Annotated in this window: 21 protein-coding genes; 14 read left to right on the top strand and 7 right to left on the bottom strand. The window is 62.8% G+C overall.

Annotated features, from left to right (window positions below; translation table 11 throughout):
- Nucleotides 1-30: 30 nt before the first annotated feature.
- The 3 genes from A7A77_RS04985 to A7A77_RS04975 form a co-directional block, all read right to left on the bottom strand.
- Nucleotides 31-651, bottom strand: a complete 621-nt coding sequence (locus A7A77_RS04985; protein WP_066554646.1) for a malonic semialdehyde reductase — start codon at nucleotides 649-651, stop codon at nucleotides 31-33.
- Nucleotides 648-1,517 (bottom strand): 3-hydroxyacyl-CoA dehydrogenase family protein, encoded by an 870-nt coding sequence (locus A7A77_RS04980; protein ID WP_066554643.1) that lies wholly within the window; start codon nucleotides 1,515-1,517, stop codon nucleotides 648-650. The genes A7A77_RS04985 and A7A77_RS04980 overlap by 4 nt, the downstream gene beginning before the upstream one ends.
- Nucleotides 1,518-1,694: 177 nt before the next feature.
- Nucleotides 1,695-2,723 carry a phosphotransferase gene (locus A7A77_RS04975; protein ID WP_066554640.1) on the bottom strand — a complete coding sequence of 343 codons (1,029 nt, stop codon included), beginning with the start codon at nucleotides 2,721-2,723 and terminating at the stop codon, nucleotides 1,695-1,697.
- Between the two features lie 159 nt (nucleotides 2,724-2,882).
- Here A7A77_RS04975 and A7A77_RS04970 point away from each other — a divergent pair, with 159 nt between their 5' ends.
- The 11 genes from A7A77_RS04970 to A7A77_RS04920 all read left to right on the top strand — a co-directional run bounded on the left by A7A77_RS04970 (nucleotide 2,883) and on the right by A7A77_RS04920 (nucleotide 14,516).
- Nucleotides 2,883-4,190, top strand: coding sequence for an acyl-CoA dehydrogenase family protein (locus A7A77_RS04970; RefSeq protein ID WP_066554637.1), 1,308 nt, complete (start codon nucleotides 2,883-2,885; stop codon nucleotides 4,188-4,190).
- A gap of 30 nt (nucleotides 4,191-4,220) precedes the next feature.
- Nucleotides 4,221-4,997, top strand: coding sequence for an SDR family oxidoreductase (locus A7A77_RS04965; RefSeq protein WP_066554636.1), 777 nt, complete (start codon nucleotides 4,221-4,223; stop codon nucleotides 4,995-4,997).
- Between the two features lie 10 nt (nucleotides 4,998-5,007).
- Nucleotides 5,008-5,787 carry an SDR family NAD(P)-dependent oxidoreductase gene (locus tag A7A77_RS04960; RefSeq protein ID WP_066554633.1) on the top strand — a complete coding sequence of 260 codons (780 nt, stop codon included), beginning with the start codon at nucleotides 5,008-5,010 and terminating at the stop codon, nucleotides 5,785-5,787.
- 107 nt (nucleotides 5,788-5,894) lie between these two features.
- On the top strand, nucleotides 5,895-6,566 hold the full coding sequence (locus A7A77_RS04955) for a GntR family transcriptional regulator (protein WP_066554630.1): 672 nt from the start codon (nucleotides 5,895-5,897) through the stop codon (nucleotides 6,564-6,566).
- 148 nt (nucleotides 6,567-6,714) lie between these two features.
- Nucleotides 6,715-7,410: a GntR family transcriptional regulator gene (locus tag A7A77_RS04950; protein ID WP_066554626.1), complete on the top strand. Its 696-nt coding sequence runs from the start codon at nucleotides 6,715-6,717 to the stop codon at nucleotides 7,408-7,410.
- 155 nt (nucleotides 7,411-7,565) lie between these two features.
- Nucleotides 7,566-9,233, top strand: coding sequence for a class I adenylate-forming enzyme family protein (locus A7A77_RS04945; RefSeq protein ID WP_172799843.1), 1,668 nt, complete (start codon nucleotides 7,566-7,568; stop codon nucleotides 9,231-9,233).
- A 56-nt stretch (nucleotides 9,234-9,289) separates the two neighbouring features.
- On the top strand, nucleotides 9,290-11,101 hold the full coding sequence (locus tag A7A77_RS04940) for an acyl-CoA dehydrogenase family protein (RefSeq protein ID WP_066554624.1): 1,812 nt from the start codon (nucleotides 9,290-9,292) through the stop codon (nucleotides 11,099-11,101).
- 11 nt (nucleotides 11,102-11,112) lie between these two features.
- Complete coding sequence (locus A7A77_RS04935; RefSeq protein ID WP_066555428.1) at nucleotides 11,113-11,937, top strand: SDR family oxidoreductase; 825 nt, start codon at nucleotides 11,113-11,115, stop codon at nucleotides 11,935-11,937.
- Between the two features lie 65 nt (nucleotides 11,938-12,002).
- Nucleotides 12,003-13,211, top strand: a complete 1,209-nt coding sequence (locus tag A7A77_RS04930) for an acetyl-CoA C-acyltransferase (RefSeq protein WP_066554622.1) — start codon at nucleotides 12,003-12,005, stop codon at nucleotides 13,209-13,211.
- Between the two features lie 11 nt (nucleotides 13,212-13,222).
- The gene (locus A7A77_RS04925; RefSeq protein ID WP_066554619.1) at nucleotides 13,223-13,996 is read left to right on the top strand and encodes a crotonase/enoyl-CoA hydratase family protein; all 774 of its coding nucleotides are present in this window, start codon (nucleotides 13,223-13,225) and stop codon (nucleotides 13,994-13,996) included.
- Nucleotides 13,997-14,030: 34 nt separating this feature from the next.
- On the top strand, nucleotides 14,031-14,516 hold the full coding sequence (locus A7A77_RS04920; protein WP_066554616.1) for a MaoC family dehydratase: 486 nt from the start codon (nucleotides 14,031-14,033) through the stop codon (nucleotides 14,514-14,516).
- 14 nt (nucleotides 14,517-14,530) lie between these two features.
- Here the strand turns inward: A7A77_RS04920 and A7A77_RS04915 are convergent, their stop codons facing one another.
- From A7A77_RS04915 to A7A77_RS04900, 4 genes are all read right to left on the bottom strand, one after another.
- Nucleotides 14,531-15,553 (bottom strand): NADPH:quinone oxidoreductase family protein, encoded by a 1,023-nt coding sequence (locus tag A7A77_RS04915; protein WP_342668620.1) that lies wholly within the window; start codon nucleotides 15,551-15,553, stop codon nucleotides 14,531-14,533.
- Between the two features lie 118 nt (nucleotides 15,554-15,671).
- On the bottom strand, nucleotides 15,672-17,096 hold the full coding sequence (locus tag A7A77_RS04910; protein WP_082835919.1) for a sulfatase family protein: 1,425 nt from the start codon (nucleotides 17,094-17,096) through the stop codon (nucleotides 15,672-15,674).
- 80 nt (nucleotides 17,097-17,176) lie between these two features.
- A complete protein-coding gene (locus tag A7A77_RS04905) occupies nucleotides 17,177-17,707 on the bottom strand; it encodes a flavin reductase family protein (RefSeq protein ID WP_245638398.1) in 531 nt (176 codons plus the stop codon).
- A gap of 170 nt (nucleotides 17,708-17,877) precedes the next feature.
- Nucleotides 17,878-19,041, bottom strand: a complete 1,164-nt coding sequence (locus A7A77_RS04900) for an LLM class flavin-dependent oxidoreductase (RefSeq protein ID WP_066554614.1) — start codon at nucleotides 19,039-19,041, stop codon at nucleotides 17,878-17,880.
- Nucleotides 19,042-19,422: 381 nt separating this feature from the next.
- On the opposite strand from A7A77_RS04900, the gene A7A77_RS04895 reads away from it, so the two are divergent.
- The 3 genes from A7A77_RS04895 (at nucleotide 19,423) to A7A77_RS04885 (ending at nucleotide 22,327) form a co-directional block, all read left to right on the top strand.
- Complete coding sequence (locus A7A77_RS04895) at nucleotides 19,423-20,130, top strand: GntR family transcriptional regulator (protein ID WP_172799842.1); 708 nt, start codon at nucleotides 19,423-19,425, stop codon at nucleotides 20,128-20,130.
- A 209-nt stretch (nucleotides 20,131-20,339) separates the two neighbouring features.
- Nucleotides 20,340-21,122: an alpha/beta fold hydrolase gene (locus tag A7A77_RS04890; protein ID WP_172799841.1), complete on the top strand. Its 783-nt coding sequence runs from the start codon at nucleotides 20,340-20,342 to the stop codon at nucleotides 21,120-21,122.
- A gap of 2 nt (nucleotides 21,123-21,124) precedes the next feature.
- Nucleotides 21,125-22,327 (top strand): serine hydrolase domain-containing protein, encoded by a 1,203-nt coding sequence (locus tag A7A77_RS04885; protein WP_066554608.1) that lies wholly within the window; start codon nucleotides 21,125-21,127, stop codon nucleotides 22,325-22,327.
- Nucleotides 22,328-22,366: the final 39 nt, after the last annotated feature.

Genomic DNA, 22,366 nt, shown 5'->3' with positions numbered 1-22,366 from the left:
AAGGCGACCTTGCCGCCCCGCCGTGCACCATCAGATTACGCTGTTGACCTCGTCAAAGTCGAAGCGCGGGTTGCGCGGCATCAGCGAAGCCGGATCGCCGCGACCGATGCAGCAGATGAAATTCGCCCTGACCGACGTGCCTTCGAAAAACGCTGCGTTCATCGCATCGTGGTTGAAGCCGGAAATCGGACCGCAATCGTATCCCAGCGCGCGTGCCGCCATCATCAGGTAGGCGCCCTGCAGGCTGCTGTTGCGGAATGCGGTGTCCAGCCGGTCCTGTTCGTTCGCCGCGAAATGGGCGTGGTACTTTTCCGGCGCGAAAGGCATCAGCTTCTCGTAATGCCGATGGAACTCGGTATCGAAACCGATGATGGCGACGCCGCCGCTGGACAGCACCTTCGCCTTGTTCCCCTCCATCACGCAGGCCGCGACCTTCTCCTTGGCCTCGGCGCTTAGCGCCCACACGAAACGCGCCGGATTGCCGTTGGTGGACGTTGGCCCGAACCGCGCGAGATCGTAGATGGTCCGCGCCTCCCGTTCGCCCAGCGTGAAGGGCAGCCACCCGTTATAGCTGCGCGCTTCGCGGAACAGGATGTCCATTGCCTGATCGTCGATGCCAGCGCCGCGATCGCCTTCGTTCGATCCGCTCATGCCTTGTTGTCTCCCCAATCGAGCGAATGCCAGCCCGGCTTGCCCTTGCCGCCGCCATAGCCGGCCTGCACCATCTGCTTCAACAGCGGCGGAGGACGGAAGCGCTCACCATAGGCGTCGAACATGATTTCCTGCGCCTGCACGCTGAGGCTGGAAGTCACTGCATCCAGCAGCGCGAAGGGGCCGATCGGATGGCCAAGGCCCAGGCGGCACGCGGTATCCAGATCCTCCGGCGTCGCAACGCCCTCTTCCACCAGCTTCACCGCTTCGATGATGAACATGTGCAGCATGCGGTTCACCGCAAAACCGGCAACGTCCTTGATGCGGACCGGCGTTTTGCCGATGCCCGTCATCAGTTCCATCACGGCATCGACGGTTTCGCTTGCGGTGTCGAAGCCGTGGATCACCTCCACCAGTTTCATGCGCGATACCGGAGAGAAATAGTGCGTGCCGATAAACCGCCCGCGCCGCTCCGCCGACACATGCGCCGCCAACGAAGAGATCGGTATGGTCGAGGTGTTGGATGCGATGATGCAGCCTTCGGAACAGATCTCGTCCAGCGTCTTCAGGACGACCGATTTGACGTCCATCGCTTCGAACACCGCTTCGGTGACGATTTCGCGATCGGCAAAGGCCGAAAGATCGGTCGTGGCGGTGATGCGCGACAGGCAGGGATCGACATCCTCCGCGTTGTAGAAGCCGCGCCCCACGCCCTTTTCCATCAGCGTGCGCAACCGCGCCATCGCCCGGTCGAGGCTATCGCCATCACGATCGTTCAGCAGCACATCGTGCCCTGCGAGTGCAAAGACGAGCGCGATTTCCGCCCCCATCAAACCTGCCCCAACGACGCCGACCTTCATATTCATTCGACAGCCTTTCCGTCTATTGTGATGACCGGCCATGGCGAGTGGCGACGATGGCGGTCTGAGGGAAATTGCGGCACGGCGCGCTGCACCCTGACAAATCCGGCGATCGTCGTACATTAGGTTACGACAATTGCAAACCCGCACCGTAGCACGCGGGATGGAAAGGCTCGGCGCGCCCTACCGACCCAGTGCGATACGCGCGCCGATTTCCGCAAGCGGGTGGGCCTTGGCGCCGACGATGGCGGCATCGGCCGCACTCGCCTGCCCCTGCTGAGCCCGCTTCCAGACACCCTGCAGGATGGACGCAACCCGGAACAGGCTGAAGGCGAGGTAGAAGTTCCAGTTCGGAATTTCATCGCGCCCAGTCCGTTCGCAATAGCGCCGGACATATTCGGCTTCTTCCGGTATTCCCGTCTGCACCCGATCCAGATCGCCGAACCCGCGGAACAGGTCCGCACCCACGCGCCAGACCATCGCGTGATAGGCAAAATCGGCCAGCGGATCGCCAAGGGTAGACAATTCCCAGTCGAGAAAGGCGACAACCTCCGGCTCTGTGGGATGGAAGATCATGTTGTCGAGCCGCAAGTCGCCGTGAAAGATGCGCGCCGGCTGTTCGGCGGGCAGGTTCTGCGGCAGCCACTCGATCAGCTGCTCCATCGCCTCGCACCGGTCGCCCTCGGCTGCACGGTACTGCTTGGTCCAGAGAGACACCTGTCGTTCGATGAAACCGTCGGGCCGGCCATATCCTTCAAGGCCAACTGCCATCGGGTCGACATTGTGCAACGATGAAACGGCGCGGTTCATTGCATCGAAGATGCCGGAACGCTCCTCCGCCATCATGCCGGGCAGGCGCTGATCATAGAAGATGCGGCCGTCCACGAAATCCATCACGTAGAACACCGCACCCATCACCTCCGTATCCTCGCACAAGGCGTGGACCCGGGGCACCGGCACGTTGCTGCCGCGCAGGGCGTGGAGCACCCTGAACTCGCGCTCGATCGCGTGCGCCTTGGGCAACAAGGGACCGAACGGCTTGCGGCGCAGGACGTAATCGCCCGACGCGGCCTTCAGCCGGAACGTGGGGTTGGACTGTCCGAAACCGAACTTGTGCAAGCTGGCGGGGCCACGGAAATCCGGTACTTCCCGCTCCAGCCATGCTTCGAGCACCGGCGATACGACTTCGCTGTCCTGCTTATCCCGATGCATCGAAACGCTCTCCCGCTTGCAAGGTGAAGCCCCTCCATAATGTCCTACGATCCATAATCAACATGTCGAATCGATCTGTATGGTTTTGCCAGAAAAACCTTGAACAATAACCGTCATAATGTAGGACATTCCTTGCAAAGGATGGAGACGAATCGGGCAATGGAACCGGGGCAGAAAAGTATCGAGCTGGGCGAACGGCTCAAAGCGTTCATGGCCGAGCATATCTATCCCAACGAGCGGCGCTACTATCAGGAAGCAGAGCAGCTTGGCCCTTGGGCGGTCTATCCCGTGGTGGAAGAACTGAAGCCGCTGGCGCGCGAGGCGGGGCTGTGGAACCTGTTCCTTCCGGTGAAGGAAGACCCGAACGGCCTGCCCAATGTCGACTATGCGCCGCTTTGCGAAATCATGGGCCGCAGCCTGTTCGCGCCGGAAGTGTTCAACTGCTCCGCGCCCGATACCGGCAACATGGAAACCATCCTGCGCTACGGCACGGACGAGCAGAAGGAAAAGTGGCTCAAGCCGCTTCTCGCCGGCGAGATCCGCTCCGCCTTCGCCATGACCGAGCCCGAAGTCGCCTCGTCAGACGCGACACAGATCGGCAGTTCGATCATCCGCGACGGCTACGAATACGTGATCAACGGGCGCAAGTGGTACACCACCAACGCGACCAGCCCGGCCTGCAAGGTCATCATCTTCATGGGCAAGAGCGATCCCGACGGTGACGATCCCTATCGCCGCCAGTCGATGATCCTCGTCCCCCGCGATGCACCGGGCGTCCGCGTCATTCGCGCCCTGCCCGTCATGGGCATGTACGGCGTGCCCGACCGCGCGGCCGAAGTCGTGTTCGAAAACGTGCGCGTTCCGGCGTCCAACATGCTGCTTGGCGAAGGGCGCGGCTTCGAAATCGCGCAGGGCCGCCTCGGCCCAGGCCGCATCCATCACTGCATGCGCCTGATCGGCCTGACGGAACGGATCCTCGAACGCATGTGCCGCCGCGCCGAACTGCGCGCGCCGTTCGGCCGTCCGCTGGCGGAACAGACCGTTACACTGGAACGCATTGCCGAGGCACGGATCATGATCGAGCAGGGCCGTCTTCTGACGATGAAGGCCGCCGCGATGATGGACACCGTCGGCAACAAAGTGGCGCGCCGCGAAATCGCGATGATCAAGATCGCCCTGCCGAACATGGCGCAGCAGGTGATCGACTGGGCAATCCAGATGTTCGGCGGTGGCGGCACCAACAACGACCACCTCCTTCCCGCAGCATATGCCACGGCCCGCCTGCTAAGGCTTGCCGACGGGCCGGACGAGGTGCATCGCAACCAGCTTGCCCGGCTGGAGATCAAGCAATGGCGTGGCACCGATCCTGCAATCACCGGCGGCTGGGCCGACGTGATGACGCTTGCCGAAGCCGAAAGCCTGTCGGCAAACAGCCCGTGGCCGCGTCCCGCCAACTTCAACGAATGATCGGCAGGAACGTATGAAGGACAAAGTCGCATGAGCGGTCGTCTCGCCGGAAAACACGCGCTGGTAACGGGCGCGGCACAGGGCCTTGGCGCCGCCACGGCGCGGGCCATGGCGCGGGAAGGCGCGAATGTCCTGCTTACCGATCGCAACGGCGATGGCGTCGCATCGGTTGCAAACGACATCAATGCGGAGTTCGGTGCCGGAACGGCGTTCCACGCCCGCCACGACGTCACCAGCGAGGCGGTCTGGGCTGCCGTTATCGAACAGGCGCGCGAAGATCTTGGCGGGCTGTCGGTGCTCGTCAACAATGCCGGGATCGTGCTGACCGGCAGCGTGGAGGATTTCACGCTGGACGAATGGCGCCACGGCATGGCGGTGAACAACGACAGCGTGTTCCTCGGCACGAAGCAGGCGCTGCCATTGATGCGGGAGCACCAGCCCGGGTCGATCATCAACATCTCTTCCATCGCCGGGCTGATCGCATCGCACAACTTCGCCAACTACAACGCCTCGAAGGCGGCGGTCTGGCTGCTCAGCAAGTCGATCGCCCTGCACTGCGCGCGGCAGGGGTGGGACATCCGCTGCAATTCGGTGCACCCCACGTTCATCCGCACGCCGATCCTCAACGACCTTGTCGGCGACAGGGACGAAGCGACGATCCTTGCCAAACTGGCCAAGCAAGTCCCGCTGGGCAGGCTGGGCGAAGCTGACGACGTCGCCCATGCCGCAGTCTACCTTGCCTCGGACGAAAGCCGGTTCATGACCGGCGCCGAGATCAAGCTGGACGGCGGCATCTCCGCAATGTGAAGGTACGACAATGAAGAACAGTTTCGACCTGACGGGCAAGGGCGCCGTCATCACCGGCTCCTCGCGCGGGATCGGCAAGGCCATTGCCGAGGCGCTGGCCGCCCATGGCGCCAACGTGATCATCTCCTCCCGCAAGCAGCCGGCATGCGACCTGGTGGCCGATGCCATCAACGCGCGCGACGGTGGCAGGGCCTGGTCGGTGCCGGCCAATGTGGGGTCGAAGGCCGATGTCGAAGCGCTGGTGGAGCAGGCGAAGCGGCATCTGGGCCAGATCGACATCATGGTCTGCAACGCTGCTTCCAACCCCTACTACGGATCGATGTCGGGTATCGCGGACGAACAGTTCCAAAAGATCCTGCACAACAACCTGCTGTCTTCGCACTGGTTCGCGCAGCTGGTTTCGCCGGGCATGATAGAGCGGGGGAGCGGCTCGCTCGTCTTCGTATCGTCGATTGGCGGCTTTCGCGGTTCGCCGGTCATCGGGGCCTATAACGTCTCGAAGGCGGCGGACTTCGCGCTCGCCCGCAATCTGGCCATAGAATACGGGCCGCACGGCGTTCGCGTGAACTGCATCGCGCCGGGCCTTATCCGCACCGACTTCGCCCGCGCCTTGTGGGAAGACGAAGACAATCTGGCCACCGCACTTTCCGGAACCCCGATGGCGCGCATCGGAGAGCCGGAGGATATCGCCGGCGCGGCGGTGTTCCTTGCAGCAGACGCATCGCGCTACATGACCGGGCAGACAATCGTCATCGACGGCGGCGCACTTGTGACTGTCGGGGGCATATAACGCGAAAGTTCGCTCCCCATGGCTATGGCGTCACATCCGGTGATGTGTGAGACAGGCCGGATGCACCGCATCGCGGCGCTTCACCGCCACAAACCGAGGACTGCCATTTGAACCAACCGGACGGCAAAGACGACATCCGCTCGGGACGGACCCGCGAGGTTGTCGTGCGCGACATCATCCAGGGGCTGTATGACGGCCGCTACGAACCCGGCCAGCGCATCTACGAAGCGCAGCTGACGGCGGCGCACGGCATAAGCCGCGGCCCGGTGAGAGAGGCGCTGAACGCGCTTGCGGCCATGAACATCGTCTCGCTCGTGCCGCAAAAGGGTGCACAGGTCCGAGTACTGGGCGTGGACGAGGCGATCGAGACGCTGGTCGTTGCGCAGACGCTTATTGCACTGGCCGCGCGGCTGGCTGCCGAAAGCAATAGGGACGGGCCTGCCTTCGCACGGTTTCAGGAAGCGGCACGGGCGCTGCAACGCTTCAAGTCGGGAGACAGCACCAATTCCGATTATGCCGTCGCGCGCGACAGCTTCTACGGCGCACTGACGGCACTGGCGTCCAACGCGGAACTCAGCCGGGTTCTGCCAACGGTCCGCGTCCACCTGATCCGCACGCAATTCCGTTCGATTCTTCGCGCGGACGATGCGACGTGGCTGCGCGATTACGGGCGCATTGCCGATGCGGTGATGGCGGGTCAGGCCAAGGCTGCGGAAGCGGCGGCAAGGACGCACATCAGCAGGGCCATCAGCAGGTTGCAGGACTTCCAGAACCAGTAACGGGGCGCATTCTTACGCGGGGCCGGTGCGCTTCCGGCTACGGCGATCCTGCGCGGGATTGCCCCGCACCGCTTGCAACAAAGCGCCGCTTGCAACTAGATGCGGTGCTTGGCGCAAACCTGCAGACCGGAAAGACAGCTTCTCGACCATGGCGACTATCGACGATCAGGACGACGGTAAGGAAGTGGATCGCAGCCCGTTCGACCGCACCTATCGCGGCCTTTTGAGAGGGCTTTACGAGGGCCGCTACGTTCCGGGGCAGCGCCTTGTCGCGCCGGACCTGATGCAGACGTTCGAAGTGGGGCGCGGCACGATTCGCGAAGTCCTGAACCGCCTTGCATCCAGCGGCGTGATCACGCTCGCGCCGCATCGCGGGGCCGAAGTGAGGCGCCTGTCGCGGCGGGAAGTCACCCAGTTGCTCGACATCGTGGAAATGCTGCTCGGCCTTGCCGCAAGGGGCGCGGCACTATCGATCGACGAAGGTGGCAACCGGGCACGACTGCTGGCCGATCACGAGCGCCTGTCGGAACAGGTATCGCTCGACCATTTCGCCAGCTTCATCGATGCGCGCGAAGCCTATTACCGCACAATGGTGCAGTTGAGCGGTAACGAGGAATTGCAGCGGCTCTTCCCCAGCGCGCAAGTCCACATCATGCGGCTACAGCTCCGTCCGTTCAACCGCGCGGGCGATTCGGCGGAACTGAGCGACTATAACGAGATGACGCAGGCCATCCTGTCGGGCAATGCCGAACAGGCCGAAGCCGCGGGCAGGCGGCACGTCCGGCTCACCATCGAACGCATCAACGACCTGCCGGATCGGGCTTTCGCCGCATCGCAGCCGTAACGGCTGCCCCTTCAATTAGCGCAAATCCGTTCGTTGGCCGCGATAAATATCGCGCCGAGAGTTTCATTCTACTCGAAAATCGTCCTACAAGTTGGCATGATGGTTTTGAGGACCTTAAATAAGGCGCTCAGCGCGCCATGAATCGAGGAGAATGGATGATGGCGCAAGGCGACGGACAGGCGATGGGCACGACAGCACAAGCGCCGGGCGGGCAATCGACGGCCTCGACGCCTCCACTGGAATTTCCCGACATGCTCTCCGCCTTCCGCGACTGCGTGGCCAAACGCGGTGATGCCGCGGCGATGTACTATTTCGATCGTACGTTCACTTATGCCGATCTCGATCGGGATTCGACGATGCTGGGCTGGTGGCTGAAGGATCAGGGCGTGAAGCGCGGGGACCGCGTGAGCATCGTTCTGCAGAACATGCCGCAATACATGATGATGCTTGTCGCGGTCTGGAAGGTCGGGGCGATCCCCGTGCCGGGCAACCCGGCGTACAAGGGGCCAGAGATGGCCCGCATCTTCGGCGACTGCAGTCCCTCGGTGGTCTTGTGCCAGGACATCTCCGCCACCGAAATGCGCAAGGCGCTGGAGATCGGTTCGCTGGATTCCACCCTGCTGGTCACATCGGTTCGCGCGATGCAATCACGCAACGATGCCCGCGTTCTGCCGGAACCGGTCAAGGTCGAGGGCGTGGAGTGGCTGGAGGATATCCTGCAGAACGGTAGAACCGACCCGCTGCCCGATGTCGCGTACGAGCCCGAAGACCTCGGGCTTATCCTCTATACCTCGGGCACGACCGGCCAGCCCAAGGGCGCGATGATTTCGCACGGCAACATGACCTTCAACGGTGTTGCCCTGCGCGATTACTGCCATATCGCGCCGGATGGCCGCATCCTCGCGATCGCGCCGTTCTTCCACATTACCGGCGTTTCCTGCCACATCGCCACGGCGATTTGCGCGGGGGCATCGATGATCCTGCATTTCCGTGTGGAACCGTCGGCCCTGCTCGACCTCATCCGCGAACATCGCCCCACTTACACCATCGGCGCGATCACCGCGTTCAATGCGCTGGCCAACGTGCCCGGCGTCACGCCGGACGACATGGCGTCGTTCGATCGCGTCTATTCCGGCGGCGCACCGATCCCGCCCACGCTCCTCGGCACACTCAAGGACAAGCTCGGCATTGCCGTCCACTCTGCCTATGGCATGACCGAGACGACCGCCCATACGCACATCTCCCCCTTCGGGTCGAACATCCCGGTGGACGAGGCCAGCGGCGCGCTCTCGATCGGCAAGGTGATGCCCTACACCCACGCGCGCGTCATCGGCGATGACGGGGCCGACCTTCCCCCCGGCGAGATTGGCGAGCTGCTGATCAAGGGGCCGCAGATCATGATGGGCTACTGGCAGCGCCCGGAGGAAACCGCTGCCGCCTTGCAGGACGGCTGGATGCACACCGGCGACGTCGCGTTCTATGACGCGGACGGCTGGTACTACCTCGTCGACCGGATCAAGGATTGCATCATCGCCAGCGGCTTCAAGGTCTGGCCGCGCGAGGTAGAGGACGTGCTCTACATCCATGACGCTGTTCGCGAAGCTGCCGTAGTGGGCGTGGCCGATGCCTATCGGGGCGAGACCGTGAAGGCATTCGTGTCGCTGAAGCCCGGCGCATCCGTCGATCCGAAAGAGCTGGTCGAACACTGCCGCAGCCGGCTGGCCGGCTACAAGGTCCCGCGCGAGGTCGAAATCCGCGACGAGCTTCCGAAGACCGCCACGGGCAAGATCCAGCGCCTCGCCCTGCGCGAGCCGGCGGCATAGTCTTGACTATTCCTTAACCGTCATGCACAATCGTATGACGATCTAGGAGTCTCTACGTGATCATCGATAGTCGCGACATTCAATTCCTCTTGCGGTGGCTGGATCTGGGCGCACTGCTGGAACGTCCGGAATATGCCGGCCACACCGAAGAGGAAGTGGCCGCCGTTCTGGAACTTGCCGAACGCCTGGGCGAACGGGAACTGGCCCCGCACTTGCGCGCGGCCGACACGAGGGAACCGAGCCTTCTGCCCAACGGCGACGTCACCGTTCTGCCGGAAATCGCCGATGCGGTTCGCCTGATTGCCGAAGCCGGCCTGTTCAGCACCGCTTTCGAAGAGGACATGGGGGGGCTGCAGCTGCCCTATCTGGTGCACTTCACCGCGCTGGGCATCCTGATGAGCGGCAACCTGTCCGCAGCGTCTTTCCCGCTGCTCACGGTCGCCAACGCGCGCGTGCTGGCAAGCTACGGTTCGGAAGCGCAAAGGAAGACGTTCGGCGAACCGCAGGTCGCGGGCACGTGGATGGGCAGCATGTGCCTTTCCGAACCCCATGCCGGATCGTCGCTGGGCGATATCCGCACCAAGGCGCAGTTCGAGGGCGAAGACGAATTCGGCCCGCGCTACCGCATTTCCGGCAACAAGATGTGGATCTCCGCCGGCGATCACGATGTCACCGAAAACGTGGTCCATCTCGTACTGGCCAAGACGCTGGGCGATGACGGCCAGCCGCTCGCGGGCACGAAGGGCATCTCCCTGTTCGTCGTGCCGAAAACGCTTCCCGACGGAGAGCGTAACGACGTCACGGTCGCGGGGCTGAATCACAAGCTGGGCTGGCGCGGGTTGCCCAATTGCGCGCTGAACTTCGGCGAGGGCCGCTACACGCCGGGCGGTGCGCCGGGCGCAATCGGCTGGCGCATCGGCGAAATCGGGCAGGGCCTGCCGCAGATGTTCCAGATGATGAACGACGCGCGCACCTCTGTCGGGCTTGCCGGTTCGATGCTGGCCTGCCGCGGCTACCAGATGTCGCTGGACTACGCGCGCGAACGCAAACAGGGCCGCCATGTCGGCACGCCCAGCGAAACGCAGGTTCCGATCATCGAACATGCCGATGTGAAGCGCATGCTGCTGACGCAGAAGGCCATCTCGCAAGGCGCGCTCGGCCTCGTGCTCTATAGCGCAAGGCTGCTGGACGAAGAGCATTCCGCACCTACGGAGGAAGCACGCCGCGAAGCAGGCGCACTGCTGGCGCTACTGACACCGGCTACGAAGACATGGCCTTCGGAATGGGGGCAGGTGGCGCTGGACACCGCGATCCAGATCCACGGCGGATCGGGCTATACCCGCGATTTCGAAGTGGAGCTGCTCTACCGCGACAATCGCTTGAACCCCATTCACGAAGGCACGACCGGCATTCAGGGTATCGACCTTGTCGGCCGCAAGCTGCGCCGCGAAAACGGCGAGACGTTCCGCAAGCTGGCGGTCTTGATCCGGGAAACGACCGAAGAGGTTGCCGCCGACTCCCGCCTGCGTCCCGCTGCCGACGCTGTCGATGCCGCCCTCGGGCAGGTAGAGGCGGCAGTCGATGTCCTCCTTGCCGAACCGGACGACCGCCGCGCTCTTGCCCACGCAACCTCGTTCCTTTTTGCCTTCGGTCATCTGGTCGTCGGCTGGCTCTGGCTGAAGCAGGCGCAGGAAGCAGAGGCACGGCTGGCAACGCCCGACGAAGGCACGGACGTTCCGTTCCTCGAAGGGCGGATCACCACCTGCCTGTTCTTCGCCGAAGCCGAACTGCCCAAAGTTGCCGGATGGCTGCAGCCGTTGATGAAGGGCTCCAACCTCGTTCTTGAAATGCCGCTGGACCAATTCTGATGGGAAATATCATGTCACTGGAAGGCAAAACCCTGTTCATCACCGGCGGCAGCCGGGGCATCGGCCTGTCCATTGCCGAACGCGCCGCACGCGATGGTGCCAATGTCGTCATCGCGGCAAAGACCGCAGAGCCGCACCCCAAGCTGGAAGGCACGATCTACACCGCTGCGGAAGCGATCGAGAAAGCGGGCGGCAAGGCGCTGCCGCTGCTGCTCGACGTGCGTGACGACGAAGCGGTCGAAGCTGCCGTGAACAAGGCGGCGCAGCATTTCGGCGGTATCGACATCTGCGTAAACAACGCCTCGGCCATCAACCTGTCTAAGAGCGAGGAGATCGACGTCAAGCGTTTCGACCTCATCCAGCAGATCAACATGCGCGGCACTTTCCTCGTCTCCCGCGCCTGCGTGCCGCATCTGCGCAAGTCGGCCAATGCCCATGTGCTCAACCTGTCCCCGCCGCTGACGATGCGGCCCGACTGGTTCGCGCAGCATTTGCCCTACACCCTTTCCAAGTACGGCATGTCGATGGTCGCCTTCGGCATGGCGGAGGAATATGCGGCGGAAAGGATCGCGTTCAACGCGCTTTGGCCGCGCACCACGATCGCGACCGCAGCCGTGGAATTTGCCCTGGGCGGCGAGGAACTGATGCGCCGTTCGCGCAGGCCGGAAATCATGGCCGATGCGGCCCACGCCATCTTCCTGAAGGATGCCGGCACCTACACCGGCAACTTCGTTCTGGACGAGGATGTGTTGCGCGGCGAAGGCGTGACCGATTTCGCGCAGTACCGCTACGATCCCTCCTCCCAGCTTGAAATCGACATCTTCGTCGCGCCGTAAGAACCGCTTCCGGCGTGAAGCGCCCCGCGCCCGCCACACACAAAAATCGTTAGAGGAAACACATCATGTCCGCTCGTGAGGCTGTTATCGTTTCGACTGCCCGCACGCCGATCGGCAAGGCCTATCGCGGTGCGTTCAACAATACCCAGCCGCAGACGCTTGCCGGGCACGCCATCGCCCATGCGGTGCAGCGGGCCGGCGTGGAACCCGAACTGGTAGAGGAAGTCGTGCTGGGCTGCGCGTTGCAGCAAGGTTCCACCAGTTCGAACATCGCCCGCCAGTCGGCCCTGCGCGCAGGCCTGCCGACTTCAGTTTCGGGCATGAGCATCGACCGCCAGTGCGCATCGGGCCTGATGGCGATCGCAACGGCGGCCAAGCAGATCATGTTCGACGGCATGGACATCGTCGTCGGCGGCGGCGTGGAATCGATCTCGCTGGTGCAGAACGAGCACATGGACCTCTATCGCGCACAAGACCCGTGGCTCGTCGAACACCGGCCCGACCTCTACATGGGCATGCTGGAAACGGCAGAGACCGTCGCCCGCCGCTACGGCATCTCGCGCGAGGCGCAGGACGCCTACGGCGCGCGTTCGCAGCAGCTTGCCAGCGAAGCGACTGCCAATGGCATCTTCGCTGACGAGATCGTGCCGGTCACGACCACGATGCTGGTGGCGGACAAGGCGACCGGCGAGGTATCGGAACGCGAAGTGACGCTGGGCCAGGACGAGGGCCTTCGCCCCGGTACCACCGTCGAATCCATCGGCACCCTGCCCCCGGCCTTCAAGGGCGGGCAGGTGCTGGATGCCGGCGGATCGGTCACGGCGGGAAACAGCAGCCAGCTTTCCGATGGCGCAGCAGCGGTCGTGATGATGAGCGACAGCGAAGCGGCTGCGCGCGGCCTTACCCCGCTGGGTGCCTATCGCGGCATGGCGGTCGCCGGCTGCGATCCCGATGAAATGGGCATCGGCCCGGTTTTCGCCATTCCCAAGCTGCTGAAGCGGTTCGGCGTATCGATGGACGATATCGGCATCTGGGAACTGAACGAGGCATTCGCCAGCCAGGTCCTCTATTGCCGCGACAAACTCGGCATCCCCGATGACCGCCTCAACGTATCGGGCGGCGCGATCGCGATCGGCCACCCCTATGGCATGAGCGGCGCGCGCATGACCGGCCACGTCCTTCTCGAAGGCAAGCGTCGCGGGGCCAAGTACGGCGTCGTCACCATGTGCGTTGGCGGGGGCATGGGCGCTGCCGGCCTGTTCGAAATCTTCTGAGGATCGTGACCATGGATGTCGTTACCGTCACCACCAATGTGCCTCATGTCGCGGTCGTCACCATCAACCGCCCCGATGCGCGCAACGCCGTGAACGGCGAAGTCGCCGCGGCGCTGGACGCCGCGGTAAAGCAGGTCGAGAACGATCCGGACATCTGGGCCGCTGTTCTTACCGGTGCGGGCGGCACCGCCTTTTCGGCGGGTGCCGATCTGAAGGAAGTGTCGAAGGGCAATATCGACAGCCTGTATACAAAGGACGGGCAGTTCGCCGGTTTCGTCAAGCATCCGCGCGACAAGGTCTGGATCGCCGCCGTCGACGGTTTCGCCCTTGCCGGCGGCTGCGAACTGGCACTGGCCTGCGACATGATCGTCGCATCCGAAAACTCCACCTTCGCGCTGCCCGAAGTCACGCGCGGGCTGGTTGCCGCAGCGGGCGGCGTCTACCGGATCGTCCGCGCCATTCCCCGCGCGCTGGCCTTCGAACTGATCGCGACTGGTGAACGCCTTCCCGCGCCGCGTGCGGCAGAGCTCGGCCTCGTCAATCGCGTCGTCCCGCAGGGTGAGGCGCTGGCAGGCGCACTCGAACTGGCGCAGAAGATCTGCGCGAATGCCCCGATTGCGGTGCGGGAGAGCCTGAAAGTCGCGCGGCAGGCGCTCGACCACGATGACGATGCCCTGTTCGACATGGGTCTGGAGGCGCAGGAGAGGGTGAAGGTCACCGAGGATTTCCGCGAAGGCCCCCTTGCCTTCATCGAAAAGCGCGCGCCCCAGTGGAAGGGGCGCTGATCGCATCGGCAACCGGCGGGAAGGTGTTTCGGCTATGACCGAAGCACCCCGCCCCGCCCTGCGTTTCGGCTCCCCCGCCGAATTGCTCGACCGTGTCGGCACGTCGTTCGGGCCGACCGGCTGGGTCGAAGTGGGGCAGGACCGCATCGACCTTTTCGCCGATGCGACCGGCGATCACCAGTGGATCCATGTCGACGTTGAACGCTCGCGCAGCGGGCCTTTCGCGGCCACGATCGCCCACGGCTATCTGACGCTTTCCCTGTTCAGCCAGTTCCTGCCCGAACTCTACGCGGTCGCAGGTGCACAGATGAGCCTGAACGTCGGGCTGAACCGCGTGCGCTTCCTTGCGCCGGTCCGCTCCGGCAGCAGGATCCGCGCGACAGGAAAACTTGCCGAAGCGAGCCTGAAGGGCAGTGAAGTGCAGGTCGTTCTGGAAGTCACCCTGAGCGACAAGGCGGGCGCGACCGTCTGTTACCTCGAACCGGTCATCCGCTATTACGCGGCGCAGGATCAGACCTGACCCCTGCGCCGCGCTCAGCCGATCCTGACCACCAGCTTGCCCTCCGCGCGACGCTCTTTCAGCGCGGCGATGGCGTCACCGCCCTTGTCGAACGGATAGATCGTGGGTGCAGGCGGCGTCAGCGTACCTTCGCCCACCAGCGCCCACAACTCGTCCAGCAGCGCGTCGCATTCGGCGGGAAACGACTTTTGCGCCGCGCCCCAGAACACGCCGACGATGGCACACTGCTTCAACAGGGCGAGATTGAGCGGCACGCGCGGAATACCGGCGGCAAAGCCCACGACCAGATAGCGCCCCTTGGGATTCATCGTCCGCAAGGCCGGTTCGGCATAGTCACCGCCGACCGGATCGTAGACTACGTCGGTACCGTCAGGACAATGCTGCTTGAATAGCGCGGATAGCGCACGCGGATCGTCGACTTTCGCGGGATAGACAAACGCTTCGTCCGCGCCGGCAGCGCGGGCAAGATCGGCTTTCGACTGTGTTGACGCCCCGGCCACGACGCGCGCGCCCATTATCTTGCCCAGTTCGATCGCGGCCAGCCCCACGCCGCCGGCCGCGCCCAGCACCAGCAGCGTTTCGCCCGCTGCCAGTGCCGCACGGTCGCGCAGCGCATGAAAGCTGGTGCCGTATGTCAGCAGGGACGCAGCCGCAGTCTCGAAACTCACGCTGTCGGGCAGCCGCATGACTTCGCCGGCATCCACGACGGCAAACTGCGCAAGGCCGCCGTTATCGAGTTGAACGACCACGCGCATGCCGGGTGCCAACGTGGTAACCCCCTCGCCAACGGCGTCGATGATGCCAGCGACTTCGATACCGGGCGCAAAGGGGCGCTCGAAGGTGAACTGGTACTTGCCCTCGATCATCAGAACGTCGGGAAAGTTGATGCCACATGCGGCAATCGCCACCCGAACCTGGCCTGCGCCGGGTTCCGGAACCGGCCTTTCGATCATCCGCAGCGTCGATGCATCGCCGTCCTCGATACTGGCCAGCATATGCATGAGTTTCCCGTCGGCCTGCAACACCGCCTTCGACATTCCAGTCCCTTTCGGCTTCGCCCTACCCACGGCAAGCCCTGCCCTTGGTCGGGGCAGCTGACCCCGTGCTCCGTCGATCAGGGATATCTACAGTTCAGATCCCCCTGTTCCCGACATGTCAGAACGACGGAAGCTTCAGGCCCCCTTCGTGATCGGGCGCGTAGCGATCGGCCAGGAAATCGGCGATGCCATGGGAAGGTGTCGTTTCTTTGTAAGGCAGCATCGTGTCGTTCCATGCCTGCCAGTCTGCCTTCATGGCTGCGTAGCGCTCGGGCTCAAGCCTGATCTTGTTCGCACGTTCGTGCGCGTCTTCGGCAAGATTGAACAGGAACTCGCGCTCACCCATCCTGAGGTACTTCCAGTCGCCGTCGCGGATCGCGGCCTGATCCACGGCCTTGTAGCGCCAGTAGAGCTTGCGCGAATGCGGCTCCGCCTTGCCGGTCAGCACATCGAGCAGGTCTTCCCCGTCGAAGCGGCCCGGTTCGATCTTCTTGACGCCCGCCGCACGCAGCAGCGTGGGAACGAAATCCATAGAGATCATCATCTGCGACGTTTCCGACCCCGCAGGGATATGGCCGGGCCAACTGGCGATGATCGGCACGCGGATCCCGCCTTCCAGCAGCTCGGTCTTTGCACCGGTGAACGGCCAGACGTCGGAGAAGCGTTCGCCGCCGTTGTCGCTGGTGAAGATGATGATCGTGTTGTCGATCATGCCGAGCGCCTTCAACTCCTCGACAATCTTGGCGATATTCTGATCCATGCTCTCGACCATTTTTCCGTAGGTCTCGAGGTTGCCGCCATCGGTGTGGAACGAGTTGCCAACGGTCTTGGCCAGCTCTTCATCCTCCGGCCCTTCCCACGGCGAATGTGGCGCGGTGAAGTGAACGCTCATGTAGAGCGGCTTGTTCTCCGCTCGCGCGTCTCGCACTTCCTGCACGGCGCGGTCGCCGATCAGATCGGTCAGGTAACCCTGACGCTCCACCTGCGTTTCTCCTTCGACAAGGCCGCCTGCGACAATCGGGCCAAGCCTAAGCGTATGGGCGAAATAGTCGCCTCCACCGCCAGTAATGCCAAAGAAGTGGTCATAACCGGCGCGCAGCGGGTTGTATTTCTTTCCGCCGCCAATGTGCCATTTGCCGACCAGCACCGTGCGATAGCCCAGCTTCTGTAACGACTTGGGCAGCGTATCCTCGTCCTCCGGAAGGCCGAGATCATCGCTGATCAGCGGTTCGGCAAGCCCGCAAGGCAAGCGGTACTGATAACGCCCAGTAACCAGGCCGACGCGGGTGGAAGAACAGACGGCCGAATTGGAATAACCGTCGGTCAGTTTCACACCGGCCCGGGCCAGCGCATCGATCGCCGGCGTCTTGATCGAGCGCGATCCGTAACAGCCTAAATCGGCATACCCAAGATCGTCCGCCATGATGAAAACGATGTTCGGCTGCTTGCCCGACTTACCTGACGTCGCAGCCTCCAACGCTGCGGGAGTGGCGGCGGCCGACACGGCAAGTGCGCCACTTTTCAGGAATGTCCTTCGTTGCATCAATCTGCTTCCCTCGTCTTTTTTGTATCCGTTGAATTATATATCAGACGATATGAAAGTTACCACCACCGCCCGCGATTTTATTTATTCTGATAAATATGCGGCGGCGACTGAAGCGCTCGGACAGCTTCCGGTTCGGCCAGCGCCCGATAACGTCCGCGGAAAAACACCATCGGTTCCCCCTCCTCGGCTGCAGCGAGAGCTGTGACGCGGCCCACCAGCAGATCGTGGTCACCGATTTCGATGACCCTGTCGGCCGCGATGTCGATCCATGCGAGTGCGTCCCTTAGACGCGGCTGGCCATTACGGCTCGACGCGAATTCGAGGCCTGCGAACTTCTCGCCAGAGCGGGCGGTGAACCTGCGGCAATGCTCATCCGCGCCGGCGCCCAAGATATTGATGCAGAAATTGCTGTTGTCGCGCATCGCTTGCCATGTGCGCGATTCGCGTGCGGGGAAAAAGCCGACCAGCGGGGGATCTAGCGAGATCGACGTAAAACTGCCGACAACCATGCCGTGGTTTCCACCGAGAGGATCGGTGCTCGTCACCACGCATACGCCGGTTGGGAAGGCGCCAAGCACCTTTCTGAAGTCAGACGCTTCGATCATCATGTCGCGTGCCTTTCGATGTTCAATGGCCCGGCGAACCGGCGGCACGGGGCAACCGATGCCGCACTTTCCGCAAACATCGGCTCGTATCGAATGTGTGGGGGAGGGCCTGCGCCGCGCAGTGCCCTTCCCCGGATTGATCCGGCCCCTGAGGCCACGTCGGGAATGACGGTTCAGGCAGCCAGTGCCTTGCCGACCTGTGCCTTCTGCAGGATCGGAATGACCTGTTCCCACAGGTCGTAGTTCCTGGCGATCTGCTTCTCGTCCAGCGTGGGGGCGTGATAGGCAAGGATATTGCCCGCACCCAGACGTTCGCACTGGTCGATGATCTGTTCGGCAACAGTTGTCGGCGAACCCGAGATATATTCCTCAGGCGAGATCACCAGACCACCGGACTTGAGCGCCTTGTTCTCGCCCATGTCCTTGCGGATGTTGTCCGCTTCTTCTTCGCCGCGCGGCACGGCGGCCGCATCGATAACGCCGCTTTCCTTGACCGATTCCGCCGGGCCAACGCCGCTTGCTTCCAGACGTGCGGCCACCAACGCAAAGGTCTGCGCCATTCGTGCCTTGGCCGATTCCTGCAGGTCGAGCGCGAGGCTCTCTGCCTCCGCATGGGTATCCGCAATCAGCACCTGACGGCGGATACCGACATCGTCGGCATCCACATCACGGCCAAGCTTTGCCGCTTCGTCGCGGTAGCCGTCGAACGCTGCGGCGGCACTTTCGACCGACTGGTACCCCGTGCAGACCTTCATGTCGCGGCGGGCGGCATCGCGGCAGGATGCTTCGGAATAGATCGTGACCCAGTGACGACGGCGCGCTTCCTTGCGCGGGCGTGGCATGATCGGGATATCTTCCAGATCGAAATACTTGCCCTTCAGCGTCACCATTGAATCGTCCTTCGCCGCCATCAGGAAATCGAGGATCTCCGTGTACATCGGGCGGATGTCGGGCTGCGGAATATTGACGAACAGGAATTCGGGCGGAACACCACTGGCAACGCCGATCTCCAGACGGCCATGCGTGATGTAGTCGAGCATGTTCAGCTCTTCCGCCAGCCGCCACGGCTGGTGGAAGGGCAGCACGTTGCCCATCACGCCGATCTTCAGGCGGCTGGTGCGCGCCGCAAGCATGGCGACGAGCAGGTTTGGGCACGGGCTCATGGAATTGATGAAGTGGTGTTCGCTGTAGAACACGCCCTCGAACCCGCGGCCCTCAAGACTCGCCATCAGGTCGATGTTGAAGTCGAAGGCATGCTGCACCAGATCCTGGTCACTGTAATCCGGCAGCGCTTTGCCCGGCACCTGGTTGAAGTCGAAATCCCAAACCTTGATCATATGTCGGCTCCTTTGCAGATGTGATATATCAGTTTTACCAATCACGCACAAGCCACGAATTCGACGGTAGACAGCCGTTGCCTGAAGCGAGCGCAGACCACGTTCCGCGAGGCCTCCTGAACGAAGGCCGATGACAAATTCACGAAGACGATATATCAGAATTCGGTTAGGGAACACGTCTTCGGCGTCGGACGGGCGATGTCGTGGACGTCGGCTTCGCCGTTGCGTAATAAGGGGGCAACGCAAGATGCTCGGCGATGCGATACCCGGATATGGCCGCACGATTGCTGCGTGCTTGCAATTGCGTCGTAGCGCCCCTTGCGGCACTGCCCTTCATCGCCATCTAGGCAGACCGCGGTTAAAGCAGCGAAAGGCAGGAATTTGAGGGGGAAATCGGTGGAGCATGCGAAACAAGCCGATAGCCGGTCCAGCCAGGTCGATCGTTGTTATCAGGAACTGAGGCGCCTGATCGTCAGTTGCGAAATCCCGCCGGGTGCGCGCCTGACCGAAAAAGAACTGATCGACAGGCTGGGCTACGGGCGAACGCCCGTGCGCGAGGCCCTGTTGCGACTGGACCAGGATCGCCTGATCGATACCAAGCCCCGTAGCGGCTATCGCGTACGCAAGCTGACGCGCAAGTCGGTGACGGACTTTTTCGCCGTCTGGCGCACAGTCGCACCCTTGATCGCAGAGCTTGCGGTCGCCCGGCTCGCCCCAGAAGATTGCGCGGCCCTCAGCCGACTGGGCGAGGAGCGAGAGCAGATGGACGACGATGATCTCGCGGGCATGTCGCGCGTGGGCAGTGAATTTTTCAACATCCTGGTCGAAGCCGCCGACAATGAACCGCTGGCATACATATACCGGCATCTCGGTGCAGAGATGGAACGCGTGTTCCAGTTATTTTTCCAGTTCCCCGAAGGTAAGCAATGGATGGGTGGCGGCAAGGAAATCGCAGCTTTCCAGTATGTGACCGATCCCCAGAAGGCAGCGAACCTGCTCAAGACGCGCGTCATGAAATCGGAAGAGCAGTTTCTGGAACTTCTTGACCAATTGCCGGACAGGGACGCGCGGTTCGAACACGTCGAGTAGCCGTAGAACCTGCTCGCGCGGCGCACCTTGGGGTCACCCCGGCACGATTAGCCGCCACCGTGCCAACCGCACCGAATATTCTTGTCAGCGCCACGCCTACTGATATATCAATAGGCGTGTAATGTCGCGAGGCCTGCCGGATTCCGATGATCGCCGCTCTGCCGCGCTGCGCGTCGCGACGAACGAGCTTGACCCCAAGGAGAGTGAACGTGGAACCAGGAAGCAACTTCAAACGGGCCACCGTTGCAAGCTTCGGTTACGAAGTGCCATATGCCGAAGCCGGAAGCGGCGATGCCATCGTCTTCCTTCCCGGTTCTGCAGGACTGGAAATGTCCACCGCCAAGGACGAACTGGCCAGGCGCTTCAGGGTCATCGAACTGGACCCTCCCGGCTGGGGCACGACGCCGCAACTGACCGCAGAAATGAAACAACGCCAGCTTGCAACGGTTCTTGCCGATGCAATTGCCGAGCTGGGGGTTGAGCAATTCCACCTCGTCGGCACGTCGATGGGCGGGAACAATGCCTTCTGGCTGGCCGGACAGTTCCCGGAGCGCGTAAAGTCGCTGACACTGGAAGGCCCGATGCTGTTCTGCCGCCCGGAGGATCTGGTGAACCCGGATGACAGCTTTATTCAGGCCCTGCGCGCAGGCGCGCCAGCCCCCGACGTATCTGGCTACCCCGCACCGCCACCACACCCTCGCAAGCCGTGGTCGACGGCCGATTTCTTCCGCGAACAGATGCGCAGGCGGATCAAGATGTTCGCCAAAACGGATTACCCCGGCACGCCGGGCGCGCTGGAGAAGCTGGCAGAACGCTGGACCATCCCGACCAAGCTGCTGCTGGGAACGGAGGACGAAATCCTCAATCCCTGCTACGCAGACCGGTTCAAACAGGTCGTTCCGTCGGCTGAAGTCACGATCATCGAAGGGGCAACCCACGATATCCAGAACACCGCTCCCGAAGCGTTCATCGCCGCTTTCGACGGAATCTGATCGTGGCCGGTGTCGGCTTTGCAACGGTCCCGCACATCGTATCGCGTCATATCGCGGCGGGTGAGATCACCGGCGCGATAACACTGATCGCGCGGAACGGGGAACTTGTCCTGTCCGACGTTCAGGGCACTGCTGATTTCGATCCGCCTTATCGATTGCAGGCCGACACCATCTTTGGCGTGATGTCGATGACCAAGCCGGTCGTCGGCACATTGGGCGCGGCGCTGGTCGTGGAAGGAGCGCTCAGGCTTGATGCGCCCGTTTCGGAATACATCCCCGAATTTGGTCAGCCCCGCATGGTGCGCATACTCAGGCCGGGCAGCCAGCATCGTCCGATGCATTTCCCGCCCAACCCGGAACTTGACGCACAATATCCCGAACCGCAGTTCGATTACGAACCGATGCGGCGGCCGATGACCGTTCGCGACATCATGACCTTCACGTCTGGCCTGCAAACGATCGGCATCGCCAATCCCGGCCTGCCGGTCGCAGAGCCCGATGACAGCGTGGCAAGCTATATCGCGAAGCTGGGCACGGTGCCGCTGGAATTCCAGCCGGGAACGCAATGGCATTACAGCAACGCCACCACCTATGACGTGCTTGCGCGCCTGATCGAGGTTGCGTCCGATACCGACTTCGCGACTTTCGTGCAGCAACGGCTGTTCGATCCACTCGGCATGCGCGATTCCGCTTTCGGCGTCCAATCGTGGATGGGCGATCGGGTTCTGCCGCTGGGCCCGTTCGCGCACGACCGGATTGCCCGGCCCGACTATCCATCCGGTTCAGCGGGCCTGTTCACCACAGCCGGCGATTATCTGCGCTTTGCCCAAATGCTGCTGAACGGCGGCACCTATGCTGGTGCACGCATCTTGCCGGAAGTGGCCGTCTCGATGGTCCACAGCAACCAGATCGGCGACCTGCCGTTTCCGGGTGTTCGTGCCACGGAATACTCAGCGCGCGCGCCTGTCTATATGCCAGGGGTGCGCTACGGATTTGGTGTCGCGACAATCGAGGATCGAAGCACTTCCGGCACCGATTTGCCGAACGGCAGCTACGGCTGGGATGGCATCGGCACGCGCAGGTTCTGGGTTATGCCCGAACAGGGCACGATCCTTATCATGCTGATGACCGGTATCGGTGCCGCAGCGGATACCACGCACCGGGAAATCGAACACATCGTTGCGGCAAACGTCACTACGGGCTGACGCTTTCCCACATTAGCTGGTCATTGCCCGGCGCAAACT

The sequence above is a fragment of the Croceicoccus bisphenolivorans genome (assembly GCF_001634625.1).
GTDB lineage: Bacteria > Pseudomonadota > Alphaproteobacteria > Sphingomonadales > Sphingomonadaceae > Croceicoccus > Croceicoccus bisphenolivorans.
Note: the sequence above shows the minus strand (reverse complement) of the source record. Positions and strands in the feature narration are given on the sequence as shown.

Coding starts and splice junctions, on each gene's coding strand:
- A7A77_RS04985 (WP_066554646.1), bottom strand. CDS start 651: ATGAGCGGATCGAACGAAGGCGATCGCGGCGCTGGCATCGACGATCAG.
- A7A77_RS04980 (WP_066554643.1), bottom strand. CDS start 1,517: ATGAATATGAAGGTCGGCGTCGTTGGGGCAGGTTTGATGGGGGCGGAA.
- A7A77_RS04975 (WP_066554640.1), bottom strand. CDS start 2,723: ATGCATCGGGATAAGCAGGACAGCGAAGTCGTATCGCCGGTGCTCGAA.
- A7A77_RS04970 (WP_066554637.1), top strand. CDS start 2,883: ATGGAACCGGGGCAGAAAAGTATCGAGCTGGGCGAACGGCTCAAAGCG.
- A7A77_RS04965 (WP_066554636.1), top strand. CDS start 4,221: ATGAGCGGTCGTCTCGCCGGAAAACACGCGCTGGTAACGGGCGCGGCA.
- A7A77_RS04960 (WP_066554633.1), top strand. CDS start 5,008: ATGAAGAACAGTTTCGACCTGACGGGCAAGGGCGCCGTCATCACCGGC.
- A7A77_RS04950 (WP_066554626.1), top strand. CDS start 6,715: ATGGCGACTATCGACGATCAGGACGACGGTAAGGAAGTGGATCGCAGC.
- A7A77_RS04945 (WP_172799843.1), top strand. CDS start 7,566: ATGATGGCGCAAGGCGACGGACAGGCGATGGGCACGACAGCACAAGCG.
- A7A77_RS04935 (WP_066555428.1), top strand. CDS start 11,113: ATGTCACTGGAAGGCAAAACCCTGTTCATCACCGGCGGCAGCCGGGGC.
- A7A77_RS04930 (WP_066554622.1), top strand. CDS start 12,003: ATGTCCGCTCGTGAGGCTGTTATCGTTTCGACTGCCCGCACGCCGATC.
- A7A77_RS04925 (WP_066554619.1), top strand. CDS start 13,223: ATGGATGTCGTTACCGTCACCACCAATGTGCCTCATGTCGCGGTCGTC.
- A7A77_RS04920 (WP_066554616.1), top strand. CDS start 14,031: ATGACCGAAGCACCCCGCCCCGCCCTGCGTTTCGGCTCCCCCGCCGAA.
- A7A77_RS04915 (WP_342668620.1), bottom strand. CDS start 15,553: ATGTCGAAGGCGGTGTTGCAGGCCGACGGGAAACTCATGCATATGCTG.
- A7A77_RS04910 (WP_082835919.1), bottom strand. CDS start 17,096: ATGCAACGAAGGACATTCCTGAAAAGTGGCGCACTTGCCGTGTCGGCC.
- A7A77_RS04905 (WP_245638398.1), bottom strand. CDS start 17,707: ATGATGATCGAAGCGTCTGACTTCAGAAAGGTGCTTGGCGCCTTCCCA.
- A7A77_RS04900 (WP_066554614.1), bottom strand. CDS start 19,041: ATGATCAAGGTTTGGGATTTCGACTTCAACCAGGTGCCGGGCAAAGCG.